The organism is Bacillus sp. D7-8 (assembly GCF_052055895.1).
Classification (GTDB): Bacteria; Bacillota; Bacilli; order Bacillales; family Bacillaceae; genus Bacillus; species Bacillus velezensis.
Window position 1 is genome coordinate 1,258,140 of record NZ_CP179922.1, and the last position, 23,073, is coordinate 1,281,212.

General features: G+C 45.7%; 22 protein-coding genes and 3 riboswitches. Of the genes, 13 read left to right on the forward strand and 9 right to left on the reverse strand.

Going from position 1 to position 23,073, the window contains the following annotated elements:
• Positions 1-127: 127 nt before the first annotated feature.
• Entirely contained in the window at positions 128-1,312 is a 1,185-nt protein-coding gene (locus ACKTRM_RS06625; RefSeq protein ID WP_012117391.1) for an MFS transporter, read from the reverse strand.
• A gap of 81 nt (positions 1,313-1,393) precedes the next feature.
• Between ACKTRM_RS06625 and yeiL the strand changes: the two genes are divergently transcribed.
• The gene (yeiL, locus tag ACKTRM_RS06630) at positions 1,394-2,065 is read left to right on the forward strand and encodes a transcriptional regulator YeiL (RefSeq protein WP_012117392.1); all 672 of its coding nucleotides are present in this window, start codon (positions 1,394-1,396) and stop codon (positions 2,063-2,065) included.
• A 47-nt stretch (positions 2,066-2,112) separates the two neighbouring features.
• Here yeiL and metE read toward each other — a convergent pair whose 3' ends face one another.
• Positions 2,113-4,401, reverse strand: coding sequence for a 5-methyltetrahydropteroyltriglutamate--homocysteine S-methyltransferase (metE, locus tag ACKTRM_RS06635; RefSeq protein WP_012117393.1), 2,289 nt, complete (start codon positions 4,399-4,401; stop codon positions 2,113-2,115).
• A gap of 83 nt (positions 4,402-4,484) precedes the next feature.
• A riboswitch (SAM riboswitch) is annotated at positions 4,485-4,639 on the reverse strand.
• 139 nt (positions 4,640-4,778) lie between these two features.
• Positions 4,779-5,738 (reverse strand): S8 family peptidase, encoded by a 960-nt coding sequence (locus tag ACKTRM_RS06640; protein WP_012117394.1) that lies wholly within the window; start codon positions 5,736-5,738, stop codon positions 4,779-4,781.
• Positions 5,739-5,957: 219 nt separating this feature from the next.
• Between ACKTRM_RS06640 and ACKTRM_RS06645 the strand changes: the two genes are divergently transcribed.
• A complete protein-coding gene (locus tag ACKTRM_RS06645; RefSeq protein WP_012117395.1) occupies positions 5,958-6,791 on the forward strand; it encodes an STAS domain-containing protein in 834 nt (277 codons plus the stop codon).
• Positions 6,792-6,836: 45 nt separating this feature from the next.
• Here ACKTRM_RS06645 and ACKTRM_RS06650 read toward each other — a convergent pair whose 3' ends face one another.
• Genes ACKTRM_RS06650 through ACKTRM_RS06660 form a run of 3 tightly spaced genes read right to left on the reverse strand, consistent with a single transcriptional unit; the run spans position 6,837 to position 9,796 of the window.
• Positions 6,837-7,598 carry an energy-coupling factor transporter transmembrane component T family protein gene (locus tag ACKTRM_RS06650; protein ID WP_012117396.1) on the reverse strand — a complete coding sequence of 254 codons (762 nt, stop codon included), beginning with the start codon at positions 7,596-7,598 and terminating at the stop codon, positions 6,837-6,839.
• The gene (locus ACKTRM_RS06655) at positions 7,573-9,210 is read right to left on the reverse strand and encodes an ABC transporter ATP-binding protein (protein WP_012117397.1); all 1,638 of its coding nucleotides are present in this window, start codon (positions 9,208-9,210) and stop codon (positions 7,573-7,575) included. The genes ACKTRM_RS06650 and ACKTRM_RS06655 overlap by 26 nt, the downstream gene beginning before the upstream one ends.
• Positions 9,197-9,796, reverse strand: a complete 600-nt coding sequence (locus ACKTRM_RS06660; protein WP_012117398.1) for an ECF transporter S component — start codon at positions 9,794-9,796, stop codon at positions 9,197-9,199. Before ACKTRM_RS06660 ends, ACKTRM_RS06655 begins: the two co-directional genes overlap by 14 nt.
• Positions 9,797-9,975: 179 nt before the next feature.
• A riboswitch (TPP riboswitch) is annotated at positions 9,976-10,089 on the reverse strand.
• Between the two features lie 147 nt (positions 10,090-10,236).
• Between ACKTRM_RS06660 and ACKTRM_RS06665 the strand changes: the two genes are divergently transcribed.
• From ACKTRM_RS06665 to mgtE, 3 genes are all read left to right on the forward strand, one after another.
• Positions 10,237-11,499, forward strand: a complete 1,263-nt coding sequence (locus ACKTRM_RS06665; protein ID WP_012117399.1) for a glycoside hydrolase family 18 protein — start codon at positions 10,237-10,239, stop codon at positions 11,497-11,499.
• Positions 11,500-11,587: 88 nt separating this feature from the next.
• Positions 11,588-11,725, forward strand: coding sequence for a transcriptional regulator SplA domain-containing protein (locus ACKTRM_RS06670; RefSeq protein WP_003154740.1), 138 nt, complete (start codon positions 11,588-11,590; stop codon positions 11,723-11,725).
• A gap of 106 nt (positions 11,726-11,831) precedes the next feature.
• A riboswitch (M-box (ykoK) riboswitch) is annotated at positions 11,832-11,997 on the forward strand.
• A gap of 234 nt (positions 11,998-12,231) precedes the next feature.
• Positions 12,232-13,587: a magnesium transporter gene (gene mgtE / locus ACKTRM_RS06675; RefSeq protein WP_012117400.1), complete on the forward strand. Its 1,356-nt coding sequence runs from the start codon at positions 12,232-12,234 to the stop codon at positions 13,585-13,587.
• A gap of 35 nt (positions 13,588-13,622) precedes the next feature.
• Here mgtE and tnrA read toward each other — a convergent pair whose 3' ends face one another.
• On the reverse strand, positions 13,623-13,955 hold the full coding sequence (gene tnrA / locus ACKTRM_RS06680) for a MerR family transcriptional regulator TnrA (RefSeq protein ID WP_003154734.1): 333 nt from the start codon (positions 13,953-13,955) through the stop codon (positions 13,623-13,625).
• A gap of 194 nt (positions 13,956-14,149) precedes the next feature.
• Between tnrA and ACKTRM_RS06685 the strand changes: the two genes are divergently transcribed.
• The 4 genes from ACKTRM_RS06685 to ACKTRM_RS06700 all read left to right on the forward strand — a co-directional run bounded on the left by ACKTRM_RS06685 (position 14,150) and on the right by ACKTRM_RS06700 (position 15,916).
• Positions 14,150-14,305, forward strand: a complete 156-nt coding sequence (locus ACKTRM_RS06685) for a hypothetical protein (RefSeq protein WP_003154733.1) — start codon at positions 14,150-14,152, stop codon at positions 14,303-14,305.
• Between the two features lie 88 nt (positions 14,306-14,393).
• On the forward strand, positions 14,394-14,576 hold the full coding sequence (locus ACKTRM_RS06690) for a Fur-regulated basic protein FbpA (protein WP_003154731.1): 183 nt from the start codon (positions 14,394-14,396) through the stop codon (positions 14,574-14,576).
• Positions 14,577-14,718: 142 nt separating this feature from the next.
• A complete protein-coding gene (locus ACKTRM_RS06695; RefSeq protein ID WP_007610911.1) occupies positions 14,719-15,183 on the forward strand; it encodes a MarR family winged helix-turn-helix transcriptional regulator in 465 nt (154 codons plus the stop codon).
• 178 nt (positions 15,184-15,361) lie between these two features.
• The gene (locus tag ACKTRM_RS06700) at positions 15,362-15,916 is read left to right on the forward strand and encodes a YkoP family protein (RefSeq protein WP_007407215.1); all 555 of its coding nucleotides are present in this window, start codon (positions 15,362-15,364) and stop codon (positions 15,914-15,916) included.
• Positions 15,917-15,925: 9 nt separating this feature from the next.
• On the opposite strand, the gene ACKTRM_RS06705 is transcribed toward ACKTRM_RS06700, so the two are convergent.
• Together ACKTRM_RS06705 and ku are read right to left on the reverse strand one after the other, a co-directional pair.
• Positions 15,926-17,761 carry a DNA ligase D gene (locus tag ACKTRM_RS06705; protein WP_012117401.1) on the reverse strand — a complete coding sequence of 612 codons (1,836 nt, stop codon included), beginning with the start codon at positions 17,759-17,761 and terminating at the stop codon, positions 15,926-15,928.
• Between the two features lie 2 nt (positions 17,762-17,763).
• Positions 17,764-18,645, reverse strand: coding sequence for a non-homologous end joining protein Ku (ku, locus tag ACKTRM_RS06710; protein ID WP_007610913.1), 882 nt, complete (start codon positions 18,643-18,645; stop codon positions 17,764-17,766).
• A 562-nt stretch (positions 18,646-19,207) separates the two neighbouring features.
• Between ku and ACKTRM_RS06715 the strand changes: the two genes are divergently transcribed.
• The 4 genes from ACKTRM_RS06715 (at position 19,208) to ACKTRM_RS06730 (ending at position 23,069) form a co-directional block, all read left to right on the forward strand.
• Positions 19,208-19,843, forward strand: a complete 636-nt coding sequence (locus ACKTRM_RS06715; protein WP_369878818.1) for a DedA family protein — start codon at positions 19,208-19,210, stop codon at positions 19,841-19,843.
• Positions 19,844-20,088: 245 nt separating this feature from the next.
• Complete coding sequence (locus tag ACKTRM_RS06720) at positions 20,089-20,871, forward strand: TerC family protein (RefSeq protein ID WP_014417565.1); 783 nt, start codon at positions 20,089-20,091, stop codon at positions 20,869-20,871.
• Positions 20,872-21,147: 276 nt separating this feature from the next.
• The gene (gene sigI, locus ACKTRM_RS06725; RefSeq protein WP_003154719.1) at positions 21,148-21,903 is read left to right on the forward strand and encodes an RNA polymerase sigma factor SigI; all 756 of its coding nucleotides are present in this window, start codon (positions 21,148-21,150) and stop codon (positions 21,901-21,903) included.
• Complete coding sequence (locus tag ACKTRM_RS06730; RefSeq protein ID WP_007407209.1) at positions 21,900-23,069, forward strand: anti-sigma factor domain-containing protein; 1,170 nt, start codon at positions 21,900-21,902, stop codon at positions 23,067-23,069. Before sigI ends, ACKTRM_RS06730 begins: the two co-directional genes overlap by 4 nt.
• The last annotated feature ends 4 nt before the right edge of the window (positions 23,070-23,073 follow it).

Consider the following 23,073-nt stretch of genomic DNA (forward strand, 5'->3'; position numbering starts at 1 on the left):
TTATACCGCTGTTTTTGATTTCATCATATATGAAGGAAATACTTTAAATATAGAGAAAATACATCGCACAGCATTCGCAAATCGGTCAAAATGACAGCGGGACATGTGATCGTCTATAAAGCGATGGCTATATATCTTGTGCGTTTCCTGCAAAAACTCTCTTTTTCATTTCAAGTTTTCTGTATAAAAGGGCGAGTAGCATGGATGGGATCGTACAAACAATCATTCCGATAAAGGCATACCGGGGTTCAATTTCATATAAAAAACCTCCGAAAATAGTAAATACCGCAGTGCTCCAGCTGAGAGCAAGCGCTGAATATATGCCTTGGGCTTTCGGGATTTGCGCGGGTGAAATATTTTTAATTAAGTATTTCATAAATGCATAGTGTCCCATCGCGAATGAACAGGCATGCAGCGTCTGCGCAATACAGAAAATGATGACATGCGGAAATGCAAATACGAGTATCCAGCGTACGGTAGCACCAAGCGCCGCCAAGGCGAGCAAAGAGCCTGCCGTAAATTGATGAAAGTATCGGTCAGCGATTGCAAAGAAGATAATCTCCGCGATAACGGCGATGTTGATAATGATTCCGATGGCATATGCGGGGGCATCGATTTCCTGCAAAAAGAGATAACCGTAATTGTAGTAAGATGCATGTGCCGCCTGCAGTAAGATAACGATTGCGAGCACCAGACCGAAATATTTGATGCGGAATAAGGCAAACATGCCCTCTTTTCTTGCGCGGTCTGTTTCCGGCCGTTTTGAAAGAACAGCTGGCGCATGCATAAAGCTGAGGCATGCGAATATCAGGGTGCCCAAAAGCAGTGCCCATAAAATCGCTTGATCTCCGAATATACCTGTAAAGACGGACAGGATGACGCCGGCTGAAACAAAACCCGCGGACCCCCACTGTCGGCTTGTCCCATAGGCCTTTAATTCGTTATGCTGTACAAGGACGCCGCAAGCGCTGTCTAAAGCAGGCATTAAAGCAGGGTAAAACACATGCAGCACTAATGTGACAAGAAGCAGGCTTTGAAAAGAATCAGCGGGAATATAACATAAAAGTGCGAGAAGCGTCCCGATTCTGGCGCCGTTTAATAAGGCTTTGCTGCTGAATTTTCCTGATAAATAAGGGAAGAATAATAATGTGGAAATCCCTCTTGCCGCCAAGCCCAGGCTCATAATGAAACTGGCTTCGGATACGGAAACCCCTTTTATATGCACCATCCATCCCGTCCAATAGGGCAGAAAAACACCCCATGTCATAAAAAAACTAAAAAAATGCAGACTCATCCAGCGATATGCTTTCATTCCCGTTCCTCCTTTAATTGGCATGTTATCATGTAAAGACATAAAGACAATATGAGATATCTCATATTTTTGGGGTGGACGATGGAAGTTTATAAAGGCGAGAAAAAGCGGCATCAGTTAGAAAAACACTCAATCGCGCATTTATTCTCTTTCCCCGCTGAAGAGTTTATGGAAGTGCGCGAATATGAGCGGGACGAATGGATTATTCAAGAGGGCAGGAGGCCTGACTTCCTGTTTTACGTGATTGAAGGAAAAGCGAAAATATATGTAACCCACCAAAACGGGAAAGTTTCTTTAATTAATTTTATCAACAAAGATGATTACATCGGAGAGATGGAACTATTACATGAAGTGTATTACACAAAAGGAATTCAAGCCTCAGCGAAGACTGTTTGTTTTGCTCTGCCTATTTACCGCTGCCGCGCGCAATTGCTGCAAGATGCGAAATTCCTGCGTGAATTGGCTAAGTTTCTAAGTGCGAAGGCAACGCTTATGGCTTCGAAATATTCACAAAGTCTGGCGTTCCCGCTTGAAAACCGGCTGGCTGATTTTATTTTGCAGACGGCTTATGAAGGGGTTTATAAAGAGAAGCACGTAACGGTCTGTGATTATTTGGGTGTATCTTACCGTCATCTCTTGCATGTGCTGACGCAATTCTGCCAAAAAGGGTATTTGCAAAAAGAAGGGCGGGGCTATCAAATTAAGCGGTATGATTCATTATATGAACTTGCAGAAGCGCTGAAGAATAAATAGCACGCCCAGAAAAAACAGCCACCCGCAAGTTACGGATGGCTGTTTTTTTATACAAGCTGAGCTTGTTTTTTTCGTGCCTGTTTCGCGGCGTCGACCATATTTTTTAATGCCGCAACGGTTTCTTCCTGCTGTCTTGTTTTCAGTCCGCAGTCCGGGTTTACCCAGAAGCGGTCAGTCGGACACACTTCAAGCGCGTCATCAATAATTTGATAGATTTCTTCAGTTGCCGGCACACGCGGGCTGTGAATGTCGTATACACCGAGTCCGAGGCCTTTCACGTAAGGATGTTCTTTCAAATATTCTAAAAATCCTCCGTGGCTTCTGCTGTGTTCGATTGTAATGACATCCGCGTCAAGATCATTGATCGTATCTACGATATCTTCAAAGTTGCTGTAACACATATGCGTATGAATCTGCGTCTCATTTTGCACAGAAGACGTCGTTAACCGGAATGCTTCTGCGGCCCAAGTTAAATATTCATCCCAATCCTGCGTTTTTAACGGCAGTCCTTCGCGGAGCGCGGGTTCATCCACTTGGATAATCTGAATACCGGCATCTTCAAGCGCTTTTACTTCTTTTCTGAGGGCAAGCCCGATCTGGAAGGCGATTTCTTTTCTTGAAATATCCACACGCGGGAATGACCAGTTTAAGATGGTGACAGGTCCCGTCAGCATGCCTTTCATGTGTTTTTCCGTCAGCGATTGGGCGTAGACCGTATCTTTTACCGTCATCGGTTCGATAAATTCGACATCTCCGAAAATGACAGGCGGACGTACGCAGCGTGAACCGTAAGACTGCACCCATGCATATTTCGTAAAGGCGAATCCGGCCAGTTTTTCACCGAAGTATTCGACCATGTCCGTCCGCTCGAATTCTCCGTGAACGAGCACGTCTAAGCCGATTTCTTCCTGAATGTCAACCCAGCGCTTCGTTTCCGCATTAATAAAGGCTTGGTACTGTTCATCCGTCCAATCTTTTTTTCGCCATTTTTGCCGTGCGCTCCGCACCTCTGCAGATTGAGGGAAACTTCCGATTGTCGTCGTCGGCAGAAGGGGGAGACCGAGTGATTCATTCTGCAGCGCCAATCGTTCTTCAAAGCTGGCCGGACGGGAGAAATCTTTTTCCGTCAGCTGATTCAGCTCTTCTTTTTGAGCTGAGTTCGCTCCTGTTGCGAATGCTTTTAAAGCCTTAAGTGCCGCTTTTGATTCTTCGATCTGCTCACTGACGGCCGCTTTGCCGGACAGAAGCCCTTCTTTTAAGACGCCGAGTTCCGCCAGTTTTTCTTTAGCGTATGACAGGCCGTTCAGCAAATCCTTTTCAAGATGCTCGTCAGGGTGTTTCGCCACCGGCACGTGCAGAAGGCTGCTTGAAGGCTGAATCCATAACTCCTCAACATCAGCGTGGCTGAGGATATCCAGAGCCGCGTCAAGGCGTTCTTCAACATCGATTTTCCAAATGTTTCGGCCGTCGATCACACCGGCTGCCAGCACTTTATCTTTCGGGAAGCCGTGCTTTTTCAGCTGATCAAGGTTTCTGCCTTTATCATGTACGAAGTCAAGCCCGATTCCCTGTACAGGATACGAAACGAGTTCTTCATATGCATCAACCGAATCGAAGTATGTCTGCAGGAGGACATTCAGCCCTGAAAGCTCTTTTGTAATAGATTCATAGAGTTCTTTTGCGGCACGGACGTCTTCAGAAGAAGCTGTCACAAGGGCCGGCTCATCGATCTGAACCCATTTTACGCCTTCAGCTTCAAGTTCTTTCAGCAGCTGAACATAAAGAGGAACAAGGCGTTTTTGAATCGCTTTCGCTTCTGATTCTTCGTATCCTTTCGCAAGCGTGACAAATGTATACGGACCGACGATGACAGGTTTCGTTTCCGCTCCGAATTCTTCTTTGATCCGGCGGTAGTCGTCAAGCTGTTTGTTTCTCGTCAGACGGAATTCAATGCTTTCGTCATATTCAGGAACGATGTAATGGTAGTTGGTATTAAACCATTTCGTCATTTCACTGGAAACGGCGTCTTTTACACCGCGGGCAATCGCAAAGTATGTATCAACGGGATCCGTGATGCTGCGGAATCTTTTCGGAATCCAGTTAAAGCTGACGGCTGTATCAAGCACATGGTCATAATGGGTGAAATCAGAGACCGGCACGATATCGATATGTTGGTCAAGCTGTGTTTTGACAGCTGATAAGAATAAACCGTCAAGCTCTTTAAGAAACGTTTCTTTGTCAGTGTTACCTTTCCAATAAGCCTCAAGCGTTTTTTTCCATTCTCTGTTCAAGCCGATTCTCGGAAAACCGAGGTTCGAAGTTTTGATTGTTGTCATTAAGTTTCCTCCTTTAAGTGAGATGTAACAAAAAAGCCTCTTTCTCATGAGAGAAAGAGGCTTTAACTTCAAAATGTAAGCCTCTCTTATCTCTCAGATCACGTCTGATGGAATTAGCACCGTGCCTTATGAGACAGTCGTCTCGGCGCAAAAATCACGCGCCCCATTTCACAATGGAATTACGGTCGGTTGCTGTTGGGGTCAAAAGGCCAATCCCTCGCCCAACTCTCGATAAGAGAAAATATTTCAATTTTTTTGAAAAGTTACATCATTTGTTGGTTATCTTATCAGCTTATTCAGATCACTGTCAATAGAAAATCTCACATTTTAAAAATTGGTGATGTGACAAGCTGATCAATCATTATATGAGAAAAATATCAGAAAGACAGCAGCTGTGCCTGTTCGGCTCTTTCCATCAGCTCTTCAGGCGCGTCTAAATACAGAAACCCGTTCCCGGCCAATGTTTTGGCGATGTCCAAAGGAAGGGTCCGCCGCACGAGCTGGGCGTAGACTTCAGCCTCAGAAAGCGTCCGCTGAAACGCGTCCTGTTCAAGCCCTTTTATTAAGGCAAGCGCTCCGCTCACATGCGGGGCGGCCATTGAAGTGCCCGTCAGTTTCCCGTATTTATGGTTGGGAAGGGTGGAGAGAATATTTTCTCCCGGAGCCACCAGGTCAATCTCTTTATTTGCGTTTGAAAATTCAGACGATTTACGAGCGATTGAGACTGATCCGACTGCGATCACTTCGTTGTAAGCGGCCGGATACGACAGTTCCTCTGTACGCTCGTCTCCGTCGCCTTCGTTTCCTGCCGCGCAAACGACCAGAACACCGCTTTTTACCGCATTTGTGACGGCTTCTTTCAATTCAGGCACATCGCTTGGCCCGCCGAGTGACATGGAAATGATATCTGCCTTTTGTTCAACGGCGTAGTTGATGCCGTTAATGATCCATTCGTATTTGCCGCTGCCGTTTTGACCGCCGAGAACTTTAACGATTAAAAGGCTTGCTTCCGGCGCAACACCCGAAATTCCGCCGTTTGAATCATTGGCGGCAATCGTTCCGGAAACGTGTGTCCCGTGTCCGTTATAATCGGAAATCGCGTCTTCTTTGCCTCCGTCATCATCGGTGAAGTTTTTCCCGCCGACAATCCGGTCTTTCAAATCAGGATGATTGATGTCGCAGCCTGTGTCAAGCACCGCGATTTTAATATCCTTGCCTTTAAACCCTTTTGCCCACAACTCTGGCGCCTTAATCACTTTAATCCCCTCAGGAAGCTCGTTCACATCCATGATCTGTTCATCCGTGACATAAGGAATCAAATGCATTTCACCATTCATAAAAAAGCCCTCCTTTTTTATGCTTGCGAGTGGATACAAGGGTGTTGCTACTATTTTATGGCAGAGCATGCCGGCCGGAAAGAGTCATTTGAAGCATTTTCATAAAAAAGGCGTAATCTATCGCACTAAAAAATTTCAAATAAATGGATAGTTTAACAGCTTTTATTTTCATTCATGATCCGCTGACGGTATAATTGGAAATGGGAAAGGAGAAGAGATATGAAGATAAGTGAAGCATTATACAACTATTTTTCAGAACAAGTGGATCAAATTGCGAAAGAGTGGATCGAAACGATGGAAGATTCGGATCCGAATTCGATTTATTCTTTGACAAATCCCGTCATCACAGAAGAACTGACGGAGCAGGATAAAGAATTTTACCGGCATATTAATAAAATGTATATCATGCCGAAAAAAGAATTTTTAGAAGAGTTTGAGCGGTGGGTGATTGAGCTTGCGAAAGACCAGAAGCATCTGGATACTCCCGTCCAGTATGTGGTCCGTGAATTCATGAGAAACCGGAGACTATACATCAGTTATTATGATGCGTTTGCCGATAAACATGAATCTTCGTTTGCACAGGGAGAAAGGAAGAAATGGGAGAATTTAATTGTACAAGTATTTGATTTTACGATTTACACGTTTGTCGATCATGCCGAGTATAACTCAAAAATGCAGCTGAATGCGCAAAGAGAAATGATTTTGGAGTTAAGCTCGCCGGTTATCACGCTGAGCAAACGGACGGCGCTGCTGCCGCTTGTCGGCGATATTGACACGGAGCGCGCCAAATTCATTCTTGAAAATACGCTGAGCACATGTGCAAAACGGCTGATTGAACATCTGTTAATTGACCTGTCGGGTGTAGTGGTTGTCGATACGATGGTGGCGCATCAGATTTTTAAATTAGTTGAGGCGCTGAAATTGATCGGCGTTACGTCCACTTTATCCGGAATCAGGCCGGAAATCGCTCAAACCGCCGTACAGCTCGGCATTAATTTCTCAGATATTACGATCAAGTCCAATCTCGCTCAGGCTCTCAATTATCATCAATAACATACATAACAAAACAGGCTGCCGAATCACTCCGGCGGCCTGTTTTTATACAAACAACAATGAAATGAGCCAGCTTGCGCCGAATAACAGAAGCACGAGCAGGAAAAAGCACCAGTCGGCGCGGCGCACGGTAACAGTTCTGTAAAACGTGCGGTTTCGGCTCCCCGTAAAGCCTTTAGATTCCATCGCGATCGCCGTGCGTTCCGCCTTTCTGATTGCGCCTGCCAATAGCGGAATGGTGAAGCGCCTGAAGGCGGAGAGCTTTCCTTTCAGCCCGGAATCAGACGCCGCGCCCCTGATTCTGTGCGCCTGCCGGATGATCAGGATTTCATCTTTCAGAAGAGGGAGAAACCGGAACCCCGCGATAACGCCGTATGCAAGCTTGGGCGGCAGCTTACACTGCTGAATCAGACTGAGCATGAACAGAATCGGATCGGTTGTGAAAAGAAACATCATCGACAAAGCGGAAAAACATAAAATACGAAACGCGATAGAAATCCCGAGCGCCGCGTTATCACTGTTGACGGCAATCGGCCCGAGCTTAAACAGCAGGTTGCTTCCGGTTGTCGGGATGTTTCCGAATACGGCGGCTGTCCATAAAGAACCGAAGGCCAGAATGACAAACGGAATCGTGAACAGCAGCCATTTTTTCAGCGGCACACGACCCGCCGAGAGGACACCTCCCGCAATGATGATATAAAACAAAGCAGGGGTGTACGGATTATAAATAAACGACAGCATTATGACGCATAACAATACAGCCGCCGCCTTTATTGACGGATTAACAGCCTCCAGCCGCAAGTTCATTTCTCCGCCTCCTGTCGTGTCTCATCCATTCATACCGCAGCGGCAAAGCCAAATGCGCCTGCTCGGCGATCCTGGTGTTATCAGAAAATAAAGCGTCGGGAGTTCCCCGGAATACCAGTTTCGTGCCGCAGAGCACAAGGATCGTGTCGGCATAATCTGAGACGAGTTCCATATCGTGTGTCACCATCAAAACAGCCGTTCCTTCCTTTTGAATCTCACGGAGCATTTGCATACACTCCCGCGCCGTTTTGGCATCCTGTCCGAAAGTCGGTTCATCAAGCATCAAAACGTTCACATTGTGCATAAGCATCGTTGCGACGCTGAGCCGGCGTTTTTGTCCTTGGCTTAAAGAAAACGGATGCTGTGAGGCATGGCGTCTCAGGCCGAATCGGGTTAACAGCTGAAGAGCTTTCTCCTTTGCGGCTCTGCTGCTTTCAAAACCGAACATCAGCTCTTGAATGACGGAATCTGTGACAAACTGGTGTTCAGGATTTTGGAAAACATATCCGATCAGCCGCCGCAGCTCTTTTTCAGAATAGGAATCAATCGGTCTGCCGTCTATTTTGATGTCTCCGCCCAGCGGACGGATGAGCTTGGCCGCGGCAGAAAGGAGCGTGGATTTTCCTGTTCCGTTAGGGCCGGCAATCGCGGTGATTGAACCTTTTTTTACGGAAAAGCTCACATCCTGAAAAATGACGTCTGCCCCTCTTGAGAATGACAGCTCGTGAACGCTCAGCGCGTCTTCTGCCGAAAGCGCGGCGGGCCGGGGTTCGGGCAGAGAGGGTACAGGTTCGTGAAACAGCTTTTCTTTACACAATGTAAAAGGAATGCTGACGTGCTTCTGCAATGAGATTACACGCGGAATCGGAATGCCGAGCTCTATCAGCTCTTCAACCTTTGTTTCAAAGATAACGTCCGTCTCTCCGTCCATCACCTTCTGACCCGTTTCGTCAAGGACAATCGTCCTGTCCATCCACGGCGCCCAATGATCAAGCTGATGTTCGATAACGAGAAGGCCGAAGCCTTTTTTTGCTTGAAGATCTTTGATCAGCCGCACTAATTCACGTGCGGAATGTGGATCAAGCTGTGCCGTCGGTTCGTCCAAAATAATGAGTTCCGGTTCCATCGCAATGATACAGGCAAGCGCCACTTTTTGTTTTGAACCGCCTGACAGCGAAGCGATCGTTCGCGTTTTCAGATGAGTGATCTCTAATTTTTCTAAAACGTCATCGATGATTGCGTCCATATCTTCTTTTGTATATTGCAAATTTTCCAGGCCGAAGGCGATTTCATCTTCGACCGTCAGCATGCAAAACTGCTGGTCCGGATCTTGAAACACGACGCCGATGGATCTGGCGGCGGGTTCTGTCAGATGTGAAAGAGGTGTTCCGTATAAAGAAACGGTTCCCGATTGAACCCCATCGCATGCTTCCGGGTACAGACCGTTTAAACAGAGAGCGAGCGAGCTTTTGCCGCATCCGCTCGGCCCGAGCAATAAAGCCCGCTCTCCTTTGCGGAGCTGAAAGGACACGTTTTGAAGAATCGGCTTTTCATCCTGATCATAAGAAAAGGTAAGACGGCCGGCCGATAGAAGGGGCTCACATGCCTGCATCTTGGCTCACCTGTTTCTTTTTCTTCTTGAATTGTTTTCCGAGCGCCATGCCGCTCAGCACCCCTGTGTAAGCCAGCGCATCACTGATTGCTTTGCCGAGAAGGCCGGCAAGAAGCGCACCTGAGACCAGACGGATGAGAAGCATGACGGCTAATAAACCCGGATTCAAAACAGAGTATCCGGAAACGAACAAGTCATAAATGAAGCTCGTCACAGAAGACCCCATACCGGATAAAAGAAGCACGGGCAGGGTATACACCCGCCAGCGTGTCGCAAAAAAGACCGCTTCCGCACCGATTCCCTGTGCGATCCCGATCAGAATCACCATCGGTCCTGACGGATTTCCGAGTAAGCACTCCACAAACGCGGCGATGATTTCAGAAACGAGAGCCGCTCCCGGTTTTTGAATAATGTACGCGGCAATCACCGAGACGATAAACCAGATACCGTAAATCGGTTCATAGCTCATCCGGCCGAAAAATCCTGCCGCTATATTGCTTGCATGAGTTGATACTAAATAAATGACAGCAAATACAACACTGATGACCGACATGACGACAATTTCTCTCATTTTCCAATTTTTCATTGTGATCTCCTGCTTTCTTATCAGATAGTCGTATGTATGAAAGAGTTGATTTTACAGGCGGTTTATATTCAGTTTCATATTGCGGTGTCCTCCCCCGTTTTTTAATGAAAAATAAAAAACTGCATATCCGAGGGAATATGCAGCAGCAGAACGAAAACGCATGGGGAAAAACCCTGCGCTCCGGTCAATCTGCACTTCCCCACGCTGGTATTATCCAGATCGGGTTATAAGGGATCAAAACACGCCTGCCGCATGTTTTATCTCAGCCGATAACAGCACCCCTAGTGCGTTTCCTATACAGTTTTTTATGATGACATCATCATAGTTGATCATGTCTGATTTGTAAACAGCCTTTCTCCAACAGAGTTTGGAATCGGACCGGATGATCATTCATAAAGATAAGAAGAGCCCTTTTGATCAAAAGGAAACGGAGGACATCTATGTTTGTTCATACAGTGCAGTCTGGTGACTCGTTATTTTCCATCAGCAGAAAGTACGGATACCCTGTTGACAGCATCAGAAGCGTCAACGGGCTTGAGGAAACGAATATCGTTCCGGGGCAGGCGCTTTTAATCCCTCTTAATGAATATACGGTTCAGCCGAATGATACGTATGCCGTTATCGCAGGTAAGGCTTATGTGCCGCAGATGCAGCTGATGCAGGCAAACCCGGATATTCCGCCGAACCGGCTGCGGGCGGGTATGAAAGTGAAGATTCCTGATATCTCTAACTATCTTGCGGGAACCCTGCAATTTTATGTCATTCGGACGCCTGAAGCGGATAGAGAGCTAATTAATGATTTTGCGCCGTATTCTTCGGCGATTTCTTTGTTTGAATATCATTTTGGCTCGAATGGAGATATCATTAACGATTTAAACGACAGAACCGCAATAGAAACCACATGGCAGAACAGAGTGCGTCCGCTTGCCGTCATTACGAATCTGACAGAAGGGGGATTCAGTCCGGAATTAGCCCATCAAGTGCTGCAAAATCCGACGGCAAGAACGAATCTCGTCAACAATATCGTCTCCTTAACCGTAAGAAAGGGATACGGCGGTGTAAATATCGATTTTGAACGGGTCAGAGAAGCTGACAGGGACCTCTTCACAGGATTTCTCCGGCAGTTAAAAACCCGGCTTTCAGAGCATCAGCTCGCGTTAACGATATCGGTTCCGGCGAAAACAAGTGATGCAGTGCCGTGGCTGAGGGGATATGATTACGGCGGAATCGGAGCCGTCGTCGATTATATGTTCATTATGGCGTACGACTGGCACCACGCCGGCAGTGAGCCGGGACCCGTGGCGCCTTTGACAGAGGTCAGGCAAACGATCAATTTTGCCATCAGCAGGGTGCCGAGAAGAAAAGTGATTCTCGGTGTTCCGCTGTACGGGTATGATTGGGTGATTCCGTACCGTCCGGGAACGATCGGATCCGCCATCTCCAATCAGCGCGCCATGGAAATGGCCATGAAGCATCAATCAGTGATCCGTTATTCCCAGCAGGAGCGTTCCCCTTACTTCCGGTATACTGATGAAAATGGAAGAACGCATGAAGTGTGGTTTGAGGATGTGCGAAGCATGAGTGAAAAAATGGTTCTCGTTCGGGAGTTCGGACTGCAGGCGATCGGCGCGTGGCAATTAACGCTCGGTTTCAAACCGGGCCCGTGGCTGCTTAGGAACTTTTTCACGATCCGAAAAATATAGCTGCATGTCCCGCGCCGCAAGTAATTTTTTTTCCTATGATAACGGATCTTCTTTTGGACAATCTAAAAATGAACAGGAGGTCTGTCATATGAAGAAAAGGGAAGAGCAGTATATCAACGAGGCTGAGTATGTACCGCATCCGACAAAAGAAGGGGAGTACGCGCTCATGCTGCATGAATCCTATCATTTCCTTTCAGAAGAGGATGAAAGCGATTTGCCGGAATAAGGGCTTTATGCCTTTATTCCGTTTATTTTATAGGCATGTGCTGAAATCACAAATTTAAGGTTGACACATTCCTTTTTTTTCTGTAATCTCAGTGTGTCAATTCAAATAAGAACTTCGTTAGGTGAGGCTCCTGTATGGAGATACGCTGCTGCCCAAAAATGTCCAAAGACGCCAATGGGTCAACAGGAATCATCGACATAAGGTGATTCTTAACGCAGCTGGATGGCTGTCCTATGCCATACAGTGCTAAAGCTCTACGATTGGAGGCCCCGCACGTTTATTTGCCGTGCTTGTTTTCGCCTTCATATCAGAAGGTTTTTTTTATGCCTCAAAACGTACACGACTGAGCATGATAAGGAGGTGCGGAGTATGGATTCTCCCCATTCGAGTATGTCAGAAGAAGTACCCATATACAGCCAGATAACCAGTGACGACATGATGAGGAGACAAACCGCCGCACTTCCCTTGACGGACGGCGCGTCTCCGTAAAGGAGGTACGAGTCCCGATGGTCCAAAACATGACCTATGACGAACTCATATTACGCATAATTATTTTATTGCGGGACGGAAAAATAAAAGAATTCCGAAACATGATAGATGAGCTTCAGCCCTATGACATGGCATTTTTGTTTAAAGAAATGCCGGAAAAGCACCGGGCCCGCTATCTGTCATATATGACGGTTGATGACATCACCGACATGATCGGAGAGCTGGAGCGGGAATTTCAGCTTGCCGTTTTGCATAAAGTCGGTAAAACGAAAGCCACTCTCGCAATGAATAAAATGGATAACGACGATCTCGCCGCATTGCTGGAAGAGATGGATGAAGAACTGAAAGAACAGCTTTTATCCAGCATGGAGGCTGAGGAATCAAAGGCCGTACAGCTTTTGATGAACTATCCGCAAGAATCGGCGGGCCGGATGATGACGAACCGCTTTGTCTGGATTCCGCAGCATTATACAGTAAAAGATGCGGTTGTGAAGCTGAAAAGCTTTGCAGAAATCGCAGAATCAATAAATTATTTGTACGTGATTAATGACAGCAAGCAGCTTGTCGGAGTGCTCTCTTACAGAGATTTAATTCTCGGCGAGCCTGAGGATAAAGTGCAGGATCTCATGTTTACACGTGTCATCTCGGCCGGGGTGCTCCAAGACCAGGAAGAAGTCGCCCGGCTGATCCAGCGGTATGACTTTTTAGCCATTCCCATCGTGGAAGAAAATCATGTGCTTGTCGGTATTGTCACTGTCGATGATATTATTGACGTCGTGATTAAAGAAGCCGATGAAGATTACGAAAAATTCGCAGCCTCCGGTAAGGCGATTACATTTGATACGAAAGCGTACGTTGCGGCGTACCGCCGTTTGCCGTGGCTCATTCTGCTTTTGTTTATCGGATTGATTTCCGGAAGCATTCTGAATTATTTTGAAGATACATTGCAAAAAGTCGTCGCCCTCGCGTTTTTCATGCCGATGATTGCGGGAACGACGGGTAATACAGGCACACAGTCACTCGCCGTCGTCATCAGAGGACTGGCTAAAGAAGAAATGAATAAAAAAACCATCTTTAAACTGATTTTCCGTGAACTAAGAACCGGTATCTACATCGGCATCGTCTGTGCGATCGCGATTACGATTGTCGCAACCGTCTGGCAGAAAGACTTAACGCTCGGTTTTGTCGTCGGTTCATCGCTGCTTGCAACGTTGATTATCGGTACGATGGCCGGAACGATCGTCCCTATTATTCTTCATAAACTGAACATTGACCCGGCGATTGCATCAGGACCGCTGATTACGACGCTGAACGATATTTTGTCCTTATTAATTTATTTCGGCATTGCAACTGCATTTCTTCATGCTTTATAAAAAAAGTCCGTCTCACAGGAGGCGGACTTTTTTGATCAGCGGTTTTTATACTTAAAATGAGCATTAAGCTGTCCTTCCAGCATTTTTTTGCGGAGCTGCGGGTCGTTTTTGAGAGCCTGTTCTTTTTTTCGCATGTCTTTTAAAATCTCAGCCGTCTGCACGCCGTCTTCCCGCTTGTTGGCAATATCCATCAGCCGCTCAACGTCCGCGAAGGAATACTTTCTCGTTCCCCGTGATGAACGCTGCGGATAGATTAATTTCCGTTCTTCATAGTATCTGATCTGTCTGACTGACAATCCGGTTAATTCGCTTACAATGCCGATCGAGATTACTTTTTTATCTTTGTAAGATTGTTCGTCTGTCGTCATTTTCCCACCCCTGGATGTCTTTTACTCATATTATATAAGAAAAAAAGAGAAAAAACCTGACGCTTGTCAGGTTTTCTGACGCGGAATAGAAAATTTTAGAAAAAAAGCGGCAGAAAAATTGACAAGGTTAATGCATGGTCCTGTGCCCCGTTTTATGCTGTACTATACAGACACAATGAGGAGGAAGGATAGGAATGGAGAAAGAAAAAGCGGTTTCGCTGGCAAAAGAAATCATTGAATTAGATATGAAACGCGACGAAATGCTGGAGGCGTTCATGCAGCTTGCCGGGGAACATGCTTTTCCGCTGCTCAGAGCCGTCCAGAACGGACTTTACCGAAAAACATCATAATCTACAGAAGTTTTACAATGGCTTTATACGTCTTTGATATAAAAGCGTTATTCTGATCATAGAATAACGGAAAACAAAGGAGGCTGCCATGAGTCGTTTGCTTCAAAATGCATTGGACAAAGAGAGAAACCATTATTCCAAAAAGCTTCTGCAGATCGGAGTCTATACGAAAGAAATACTCAATTCCATGACAATTACGGAGCTGAGAAAGGAATACGCGTATTTTTTTCGGAACATTCCCTATAAAGAACGGAACCCTTATACAAATTAAATGATGTATAAGGGTATTTTTTTATATAAAAAAGAAGGAATTCTGAAAAACGGCACGAATAGAATATAAAACAAAGATCGACTCTTATGAATTGTAAGGGTTTACATTATTTTTTTATAAAAATCTTAAATACGGGGTAGATATGATGAGATTATCATTTAACGAAGAAGAAGTGATGCGTTCGATGAATTTGTACAAAGTTTTTGCAAGGGCTTTCAAGAGTGTGTCTGAACACAGCATCCGCGACAGTAAAGAACACGGTTTTAATCCGACTGAATTTGCCGTTTTGGAGCTGCTTTATACGAGAGGACCGCAAAAGCTTCAGCAAATCGGGTCGCGTCTTTTGCTTGTCAGCGGGAATGTCACCTATGTCATCGACAAGCTTGAAAGAAACGGGTTTTTGGTCAGAGAACAAGATCCGAAGGACAAACGGTCTGTTTACGCCCATTTAACTGATAAAGGAAACGAGTATTTGGATAAAATTTATCCGATTCATTCATTGAGAATTGCGAGAGCGTTTTCAGGGCTTATGCCTGAGGAACAGGAACAGCTGATAGCCCTGCTGAAAAAAGCGGGAATTCACAGCCAACATTTGCTTTTCCGTTAAAAGAAAGCGGATACAAACACTCTTCTTCACGAAGAGTGTTTTTTTCTGTTCCGGACAGTAGAGCCTGAAGCGGTTTTTGCATAAGCTGATACAGGTCGGCATCATTATTTACCAATCATAATGTGACATGCCCCATGCCAAAATATGAGGGTGCTTTGAATATAAAGAAGGTGAACATGTGAGAAGCTGTCTGCTGTCTATATGGTACTTACTTGATCCGCTTTATTTCTTCTTTACCCGGCTGACGCTGATTGATAAACGGCAATCGAATGTATTCCGCGTCCGTTTGACTAGATATAAAGGAAAAGAAGTCATCCTGAGCGACGGAACCAGAATTAAAAAAAACGACGTGTTAGTTAAGATTCATCTTCATAATGTCAAACTCCTGAAAGAGCTGCAGCCTATTGAAAGCGCGGTCAGAAGGGGGATTATGCTATATCAGAAGGTATATCAATCCATGCCTCATTTAGCGGATTATATTAACCAGCATAAACGGAAAGACGAGATTAAGGGAGTCGTCGGCATTACAATGCTTCATAAAGGAGCGGCGAGACTCGGTTTTGATGTGATAAAACCGTCCAGCGGCTGCTACAGGCTGTTTAAGAAAGCGGCCCATATTCCGATTTTATACTTCACTGCAAAACAGCTCACCCTCAAAAACATTCCTTACTCCTGCTATTTATTTATTTCCAAAGAAAAATTGATGTGCACGTATCAGACTGAAAAGAGCTGACAAAAAGCGTCAGCTCTTTCTCTTGATTTGCTCAAGCACGATTGAAAGCGGGCCGTCCTGCGGATTCCTGTAAAAATCATAAAACGGATCTCCCTCTGTCCTGACGCGGTTCACTACTGTATCGATCGTATAATCATCGGGTGTTAAAGAGGAGTTGACTTCGCTCCAATAAAGGGGAGCCGCAACCGTTCCCAATTCGTTGCCCCGGGTCGAATAGGGGGCGATAATGGTTTTCCCTTCGGCATGCTGCAAATAATCTAGGTAGAGCCTGCCGTTTCGGTTTTTGATAAACCGCTCTGTCGTAAAAAGATCCGGCCGCGTCCTGACGCAATAATCGGCGATGAGCATTGTGAACGCACGGGTTTCTTCATAGGTGAATGCTTCCGGTGAAAGCGGGATGTAGAGCTGAATGCCTTTATTTCCGGAGAGCTTCGGGAATGACGTAATGCTGAATGAGTCAAACAGCTGTTTCAGCACATGCGCAGCCTCCACTGCCATAGGAAAATCATTCCTTGACGGAGGATCAAGATCAATGACGATTTCTGCGGGCCTTTCAGAATGCACTGTCTGAAACGGAACGTGAAATTCAAGCGCCAGCTGATTAGCCAGCCATAAAAGTGACGGTATGCTGCTGCATACGATGTGCTCATGGCTCCCGTCAAACACGCTTGAGACAAAGTCCGGCGTGTAGTCCGGTTTGTTTTTTTGAAAAAAAGATTCGCCAGGCGCGCCGTGCGGATAACGGATCACCGTGACGGCCCGATCTTTAAGAAAGGGCATAAGAAAATCGCTCATTTTCACCATATAACTGAGGAAATCTGCTTTCGTTTTTTCACGTTTTTTAAAAACAATCTTATCCAGGCTTGTGAACTGCAGCTTCGGCGGCAGCGTTTTAGAGTGAAGGATAAGCTGCTGATACGTGCATTCCGTCCAATCCATTTCAAACTGAAAAGACACAAAAGATACTTCACGCAGCGTGTCCTGCAATATGGTTAAATACTGAACGGTCATGCAGATAGAAGGCTCAAGTGTATACTCGCCGCTGTTTTGTTTTTTTCCGTGGGTCTCCATAATGGTTCTGACGGCGTTTTTTTCTTCCGCCTGCATGCCGTGGGAAACGGAAGCGATCGGGACGGCGGTGCCGTCTTTTAAAACAGAGGCCGTTACATACCCGTTCTTCGGATTAAACCCGGTTAATAGCACATGTGCCGTTTTCATATGTTTATACTTTTGCCAGTCGGGAGAGCGTTTATTTTCCGCCCAGCCGCTGGAAGCCCTTTTTGCTACGATACCTTCTCCGTCATGGCGGACGACCTTGTCCCAAAGCGCATCAAAGTCAGTGTGTTCCGGAATGTATTGAATCGCTTCTTCCGCTAAGTGATGAGGGCAGGCGGGAAGATTTGCTTCTTTAAGCAGTTTGGAAAGGGCGCGTTTCCGTTTCACATACGGTAATGAGACGGTGCCGGCGCCTTCCAGAACGAGGAGATCAAATGCCAGAAAGCGGCACGGCCGTCTATCAGCGGTGCTTTCAATTGCTTCCGTCCGTTTTAAACGTCCGCGGATTTGAAGATGCTCAAAGTCCGCTCTGTACGGATTGATTAAATAGACAAGCTCTCCGTCAAGCGTAATGGGGAACCTGTCTTTCATGTGCTGAAAACACCGGGCCGCAAAAGCCGTGATTTCCGGAAATTGATTCGTCAGCGTCTGTCCGTTTCTGCTGGTTAATGTAACGCCGCTTTCGTCTATGCGGAGAAGACAGCGGAATCCGTCATACTTTACCTCATAGCGCCACTCACTGCCTTCAGGCGGTACAGAGGTCAAAATCGGCTGCATCGTCAGCACCATGATTAAGACGTTCCGGCTTTTTGTCTGGTCGTCTTCTGCTTTTTGCCTCCGCCGCCTGCTGACGCGGCGTCTTTTGTCCGCGCCGGCGCAGCCTGTTCGCGATCCGGCCGCTTCGTCCGGTCAATGCTTGCCTGAAGCGCGCTGACAAGATCAATGACATCTTCGCGCGGGCCGGCAGCAGCCGGTGTCACGCCCGCTTCTTCATGTTCGAGCTTATCGTTAATTTTAGCGAGAAGGGCTTTCCGGTACGTATCTTCGTATTGTTCCGGGTCAAACTCGGTTGTCAGCTCATTAATTAACGTAATCGCCGTCTGCAGCTCTTTTTCATTAACGGCTGTCTGCTCGGGAACGCCTGGCACATGTCCGGCATTTCTGACTTCATCCGGATAATGAATGGATTCCATCACGATGCAGTTGTCATACACGCGAAGAATCGCAAGCTGCTGTTTAGAGCGGATCGTAATGGAGGCAATCCCGATTTTACCCGTCGTCCTTAGCGCTTCCCGCAGAAGTGTATAGGCTTTTGTGCCGTTATCTCCCGGCCCGACATAATACGACCGGTTAAAATAAATCGGATCAATTTCCTGCAGCTGGACAAAGTCAACAATCTCAACCGCTTTTTCTTCATGTTCCTGTTTTACGTCTTTCAAGTCTTCGTCTGTCATAATGACGTATTTCCCTTTTACATACTCATAGCCTTTCACAATTTCATCAGGTTCCAGACTTTTTTCACATCCGGTGCAGATTTTTTCGTATTTAATCGGCGCATGGTCTTCTTTATGAAGACTGCGGAATTTTATATCTTTATCTTCAGTGGCCGCAAAGAGCTTGACCGGGATATTGACGAGGCCGAAACTGATCGAACCCTTCCACATCGTGTGCATGAATAAAAACTCCTTTTTGTCTTTATTGTGGATAAACGGGTCCGTTCCATGTGTAGCAACTTATGGGTGTTGCGGCGCTTCATGGAGCGGCTGTTCCATTTCCTCAGGGGGAAATGGTCGGCTGAAAAGGAAATCGCATTCTTATTCATCGTTTTTTCGCGCCGCATTCTTTATTTACAATCAGTGAATCGATAAGTTCTTTAAAGCGCTGAAGTCCCTGAAAATCATCAGTGGTAATCAAAAAGATTATACAAAATCATTCCCCGGGAAATGCCCACGCATTCCCATGCAGTGACTGAGAAAATTTCCCGCTCCCATATGAACTGAATTCGCGGTCAGCCGCCGCTTCCTTTTCCGGAGATCTTAAGTGATGTAAACGCCGCCAGACAAGCAATCAGGAGACAGGCGGGACGTTGTATTGCGCATGTCATTCCCTCCCGCTATACCGATCTGAAACGACTCACATTTATAACGGGCATGTCTAAAAGATATTTCAGACTCAAGGTTTTGTGTTAAAATCATTCTTAAGTTTCAGAGTATAGACGTAAGCCGGGAGTGATAGATCATCGAAGATTTCATCATATCAATAATTGAAGCGTTTAAAAGCTTATCTTACGCCGGAATTTTTTTGGCGCTCAGTATAGAATTCATCCCGGCGGAAATTGTTCTTCCGCTTGCGGGCTATTGGGTCTCAAAAGGGGATATGACGCTTGCCGGGACCGTGTTTGCCGGTTCGCTCGGCGGTGTTTCAGGTCCGCTTGTCTTATATGGAATCGGCAGGCTGGGCGGTCGGCCGTTTTTGCTGAAATATGGAAAGTATATATGGATAAAACCCGAATCCCTGCAGAAATCAGATGATTTCTTTCAGAAGCACGGAGGTTTGGTCGCGTTCAGCGGCCGTTTTATACCGGGGGTCAGGACGCTGATTTCTTTGCCGTGCGGCATTGCGAAGATGAATGTCTGGGTCTTCTCTCTATATACATATGCAGCGATGCTGCCGATTACATTTGCTTACGTATACCTCGGAATGAAACTCGGGGAAAATTGGAAAAGCGTCGGTTCCATTCTCGATCAATATATGCTGCCGCTCGGTATATTCATTGTGTTGCTTCTCATTCTTTGGATGTTTTTAAAGAGAAGAAAACAGCGGGCCAAAACAGAAAAAATTTCTCAATTTGTTAAAAAAGTTAAGCGTTGACAAATAATGAAACAGGCTTTATCATGAGCGTATAAACAAATATTTCTTGAAATCCCAAAGGGGAGTAGCGTCCGGATATTCCGGAAACAAAGTCGTCAATTCATGGATCATATCCATCGGCTTTGTTGGCATGCCAATCATTCATGTCTAGCAAGACCTTTGCCTTATATCGGCAAAGGTCTTTTTTGCGTAAAAAACCGCCGGTATAAGCTCGGATGATAGAAAAAAGAAACGGAGGGAATGGATTGGACTTTGCATTATTATTGGAGTATGGATGGGTTCTTCTCGTTTTAATCGGGCTGGAAGGGATTTTGGCGGCGGATAACGCGCTGGTGATGGCTGTGATGGTGAAGCATCTTCCTGAAAAACAAAGGAAGAAGGCTTTATTTTACGGATTGGCGGGCGCATTTATTTTGCGTTTCGGGTCGCTGTTCGCCATTTCTTTTCTGGTGAATGTTTGGCAGGTCCAGGCCGTCGGCGCTTTATATCTGTTTTACATTGCGGTCAGCCATTTGCTGAAGCGGTATGTATTTAAAGATAACGCCGGTCAGAAAACGCAGAAAGAAAGCGGGTTTTGGCAGACAGTCTTGAAAGTGGAGCTCGCGGACATCGCTTTTGCCGTTGATTCCATTTTAGCGGCGGTCGCGCTTGCCGTAACGCTCCCGGGAACTCAGCTTCCTGCCATCGGCGGCTTGGACGGCGGTCAGTTTCTCGTTATTTTAGCCGGCGGCGTAATCGGTTTAATCATTATGCGTTTTGCTGCATCAATGTTCGTATCCTTACTAAAAACCAGGCCGGGCCTTGAAACGGCGGCATTTGTGATTGTCGGATGGGTAGGCGTGAAGCTCGCTCTTTATACATTGGCCCATGAGGAACTCGGTATCATTCCGGCAGATGTCATCCATTCGGCGGCCTGGAAAATCATTTTCTGGGCGGTTCTGGCTGCCATTGCGGTTTGCGGATGGTTTATGTCAGGAGCAAAACAAATAGAGTCTGGCGCGGAATCGGAAAAAAGAGAACACGCGTAAAATGATCAAAAAGGGAGTCTGGCTTTTTAAAAAGCAGGTTCCCTTTTTTGTTTGAAACGCTTACATTTAAGACATATGATAACAATTTTATAACAGCATTGTTACAAAAAACACAGAGAAAACCCCCTTAATTCTGCATGGGGGCACGAAATCATGTATAGTACGTCTTATTGGCTTGTCATAATTGAGACAAATGAAATCGATTTCTCTTTTTCTTCCTTTGCGAATCCCTACTAAATTAGCTATGATTATGAGTAGTTATAGGGAGGAACTGAGGTGAAACCAGTGCTTAGCCTTTTGTTTAAATTGGGAAAAAAGAAGCAAACGCTTGAAACATCTGTTGAAAAAATACAAAAAGGCGACAAAGATCTGCAGAACGATTTAATACAGCAATATAAGCCTTTTATCGCGAAGACGGTTTCATCCGTTTGTAAACGATATATAGATGAAAAAGACGACGAATTCAGCATCGGGCTGATCGCGTTTAACGAAGCCATTGAAAAATATTCGGCTGAAAAAGGTAATTCGCTGCTTGCATTTGCAGAGCTGATTATAAAAAGAAAAGTGATAGATTATATCAGAAAAGAAGCAAGAACCGCTCAGCATATCAATATGGATGTGCAGGAAGGCGACGACCAGGAATCTTCGCAGAGCCTTATCGAAGCGGAGCTTTCCATTGATGAATACCGCAAACAGATAGAACAGGAACAGCGCCGGGAAGAAATTCTTTTTTTTCAGAAGCAGCTGAAAGAATACGGCCTGTCTTTTAAAGAGCTGCTGGAACAATCGCCGAAACATACAGATGCGAGGCAGAATGCGATTAAGGTAGCCTACACGCTTGTTGAAAATGAAGAGCTGGCGTCCATTTTGCACCAGAAAAAACAGCTTCCTGTCAAGCAGCTGGAGCAGCTCGTGTCGGTCAGCAGAAAAACGATCGAACGGAACCGAAAATATATCATCGCCATGAGTATTATTATTACCGGTGATTATATTTATTTAAAAGATTATCTTAAAGGGGTGTTGCACTCATGAGAAGAGGGATCATAGTAGAGAAAAATAAAAAATTCGTCACGTTGCTAACCCCTGACGGACAATTTTTAAAAACAAAAAATGATCACCGCACTTGTGAAATCGGAGAGGAAATTACGTTCGAAGGCGAAACGCGTATGGGAAGAAGGGCCAGCTTTTTTGATTTTCTGAAACTGCGCCCTTTTAAATTGGGAGTGTTTACGATGACTGCTATTATTTTGTTTATTTTAATTTTGCTCCCGGTTTTTTCTGATAACAAAGCTTACGCGTATATGACGCTTGACATTAATCCCAGCATTGAAATGGCTTTAAACAGCAAATATGAAGTCATTGAACTGACACCGCTGAACCATGACGCCAAACAGGTCATCAGTGACATCGGAGATTGGAAAAGCAGCGATTTTAAGGAAGTCATCAGTAATATTATTACCGATTGCAGCAAGCATGGATATGTAAAGGAATCAAAAGAGATTTTAATTTCCACGGTTTATGAAAATACAGATGACAATACATATAAAAAAGGCGTTAAAAAACAGCTGGCTGACATGACTGAAAAATATAAGGGCACCTACCAGGTCCAATCGCTTGAATCTGATATGGAAACAAGAGAAAAAGCAAAACAGGAAGGGATGTCAACAGGCAGCTACATAAGAAGAAACGAAAAGAAAACAGAAGAAAAACAGCCTGAAAAGCAAACCGACGGCAATGAAACAGATCAAAAAGATACCGAAACAGACGCTGATCAAAGCGAGCAGCCGGACACAGAAAAGCCGGCGGCTGATGAAAAGACAGCTCCTGATGAAGAAAAGGCAGCAGAGAAGCCGGGAAACAATGAAACAACGCCCGGTACGGAAGAAGCGAAGCCGGACAGTCAGGACGGCAATCAGCAAACCGAAAAAAATGCAGCTTCCGGATCAGAGGAAAACACACAGAAGGAACAAGATGGGGAAACAGAGCAGCCCCCAACACAAAATCCTCAGGAAAACGGAAATGACAAAGAGCCTAAGCAAAAGTATTACAATCATTACTGGAATCATGATCGCAATGAACATTGGGAATCCTATCGGCATCATGAAGATTCATCAGACCGAAGGAATCCGAACGGCTACCGGCACGGAAAGGAGAATGCTGATAAATATCAAAATTCGCCGAGAAGTCCCGGCGAATAAGCTG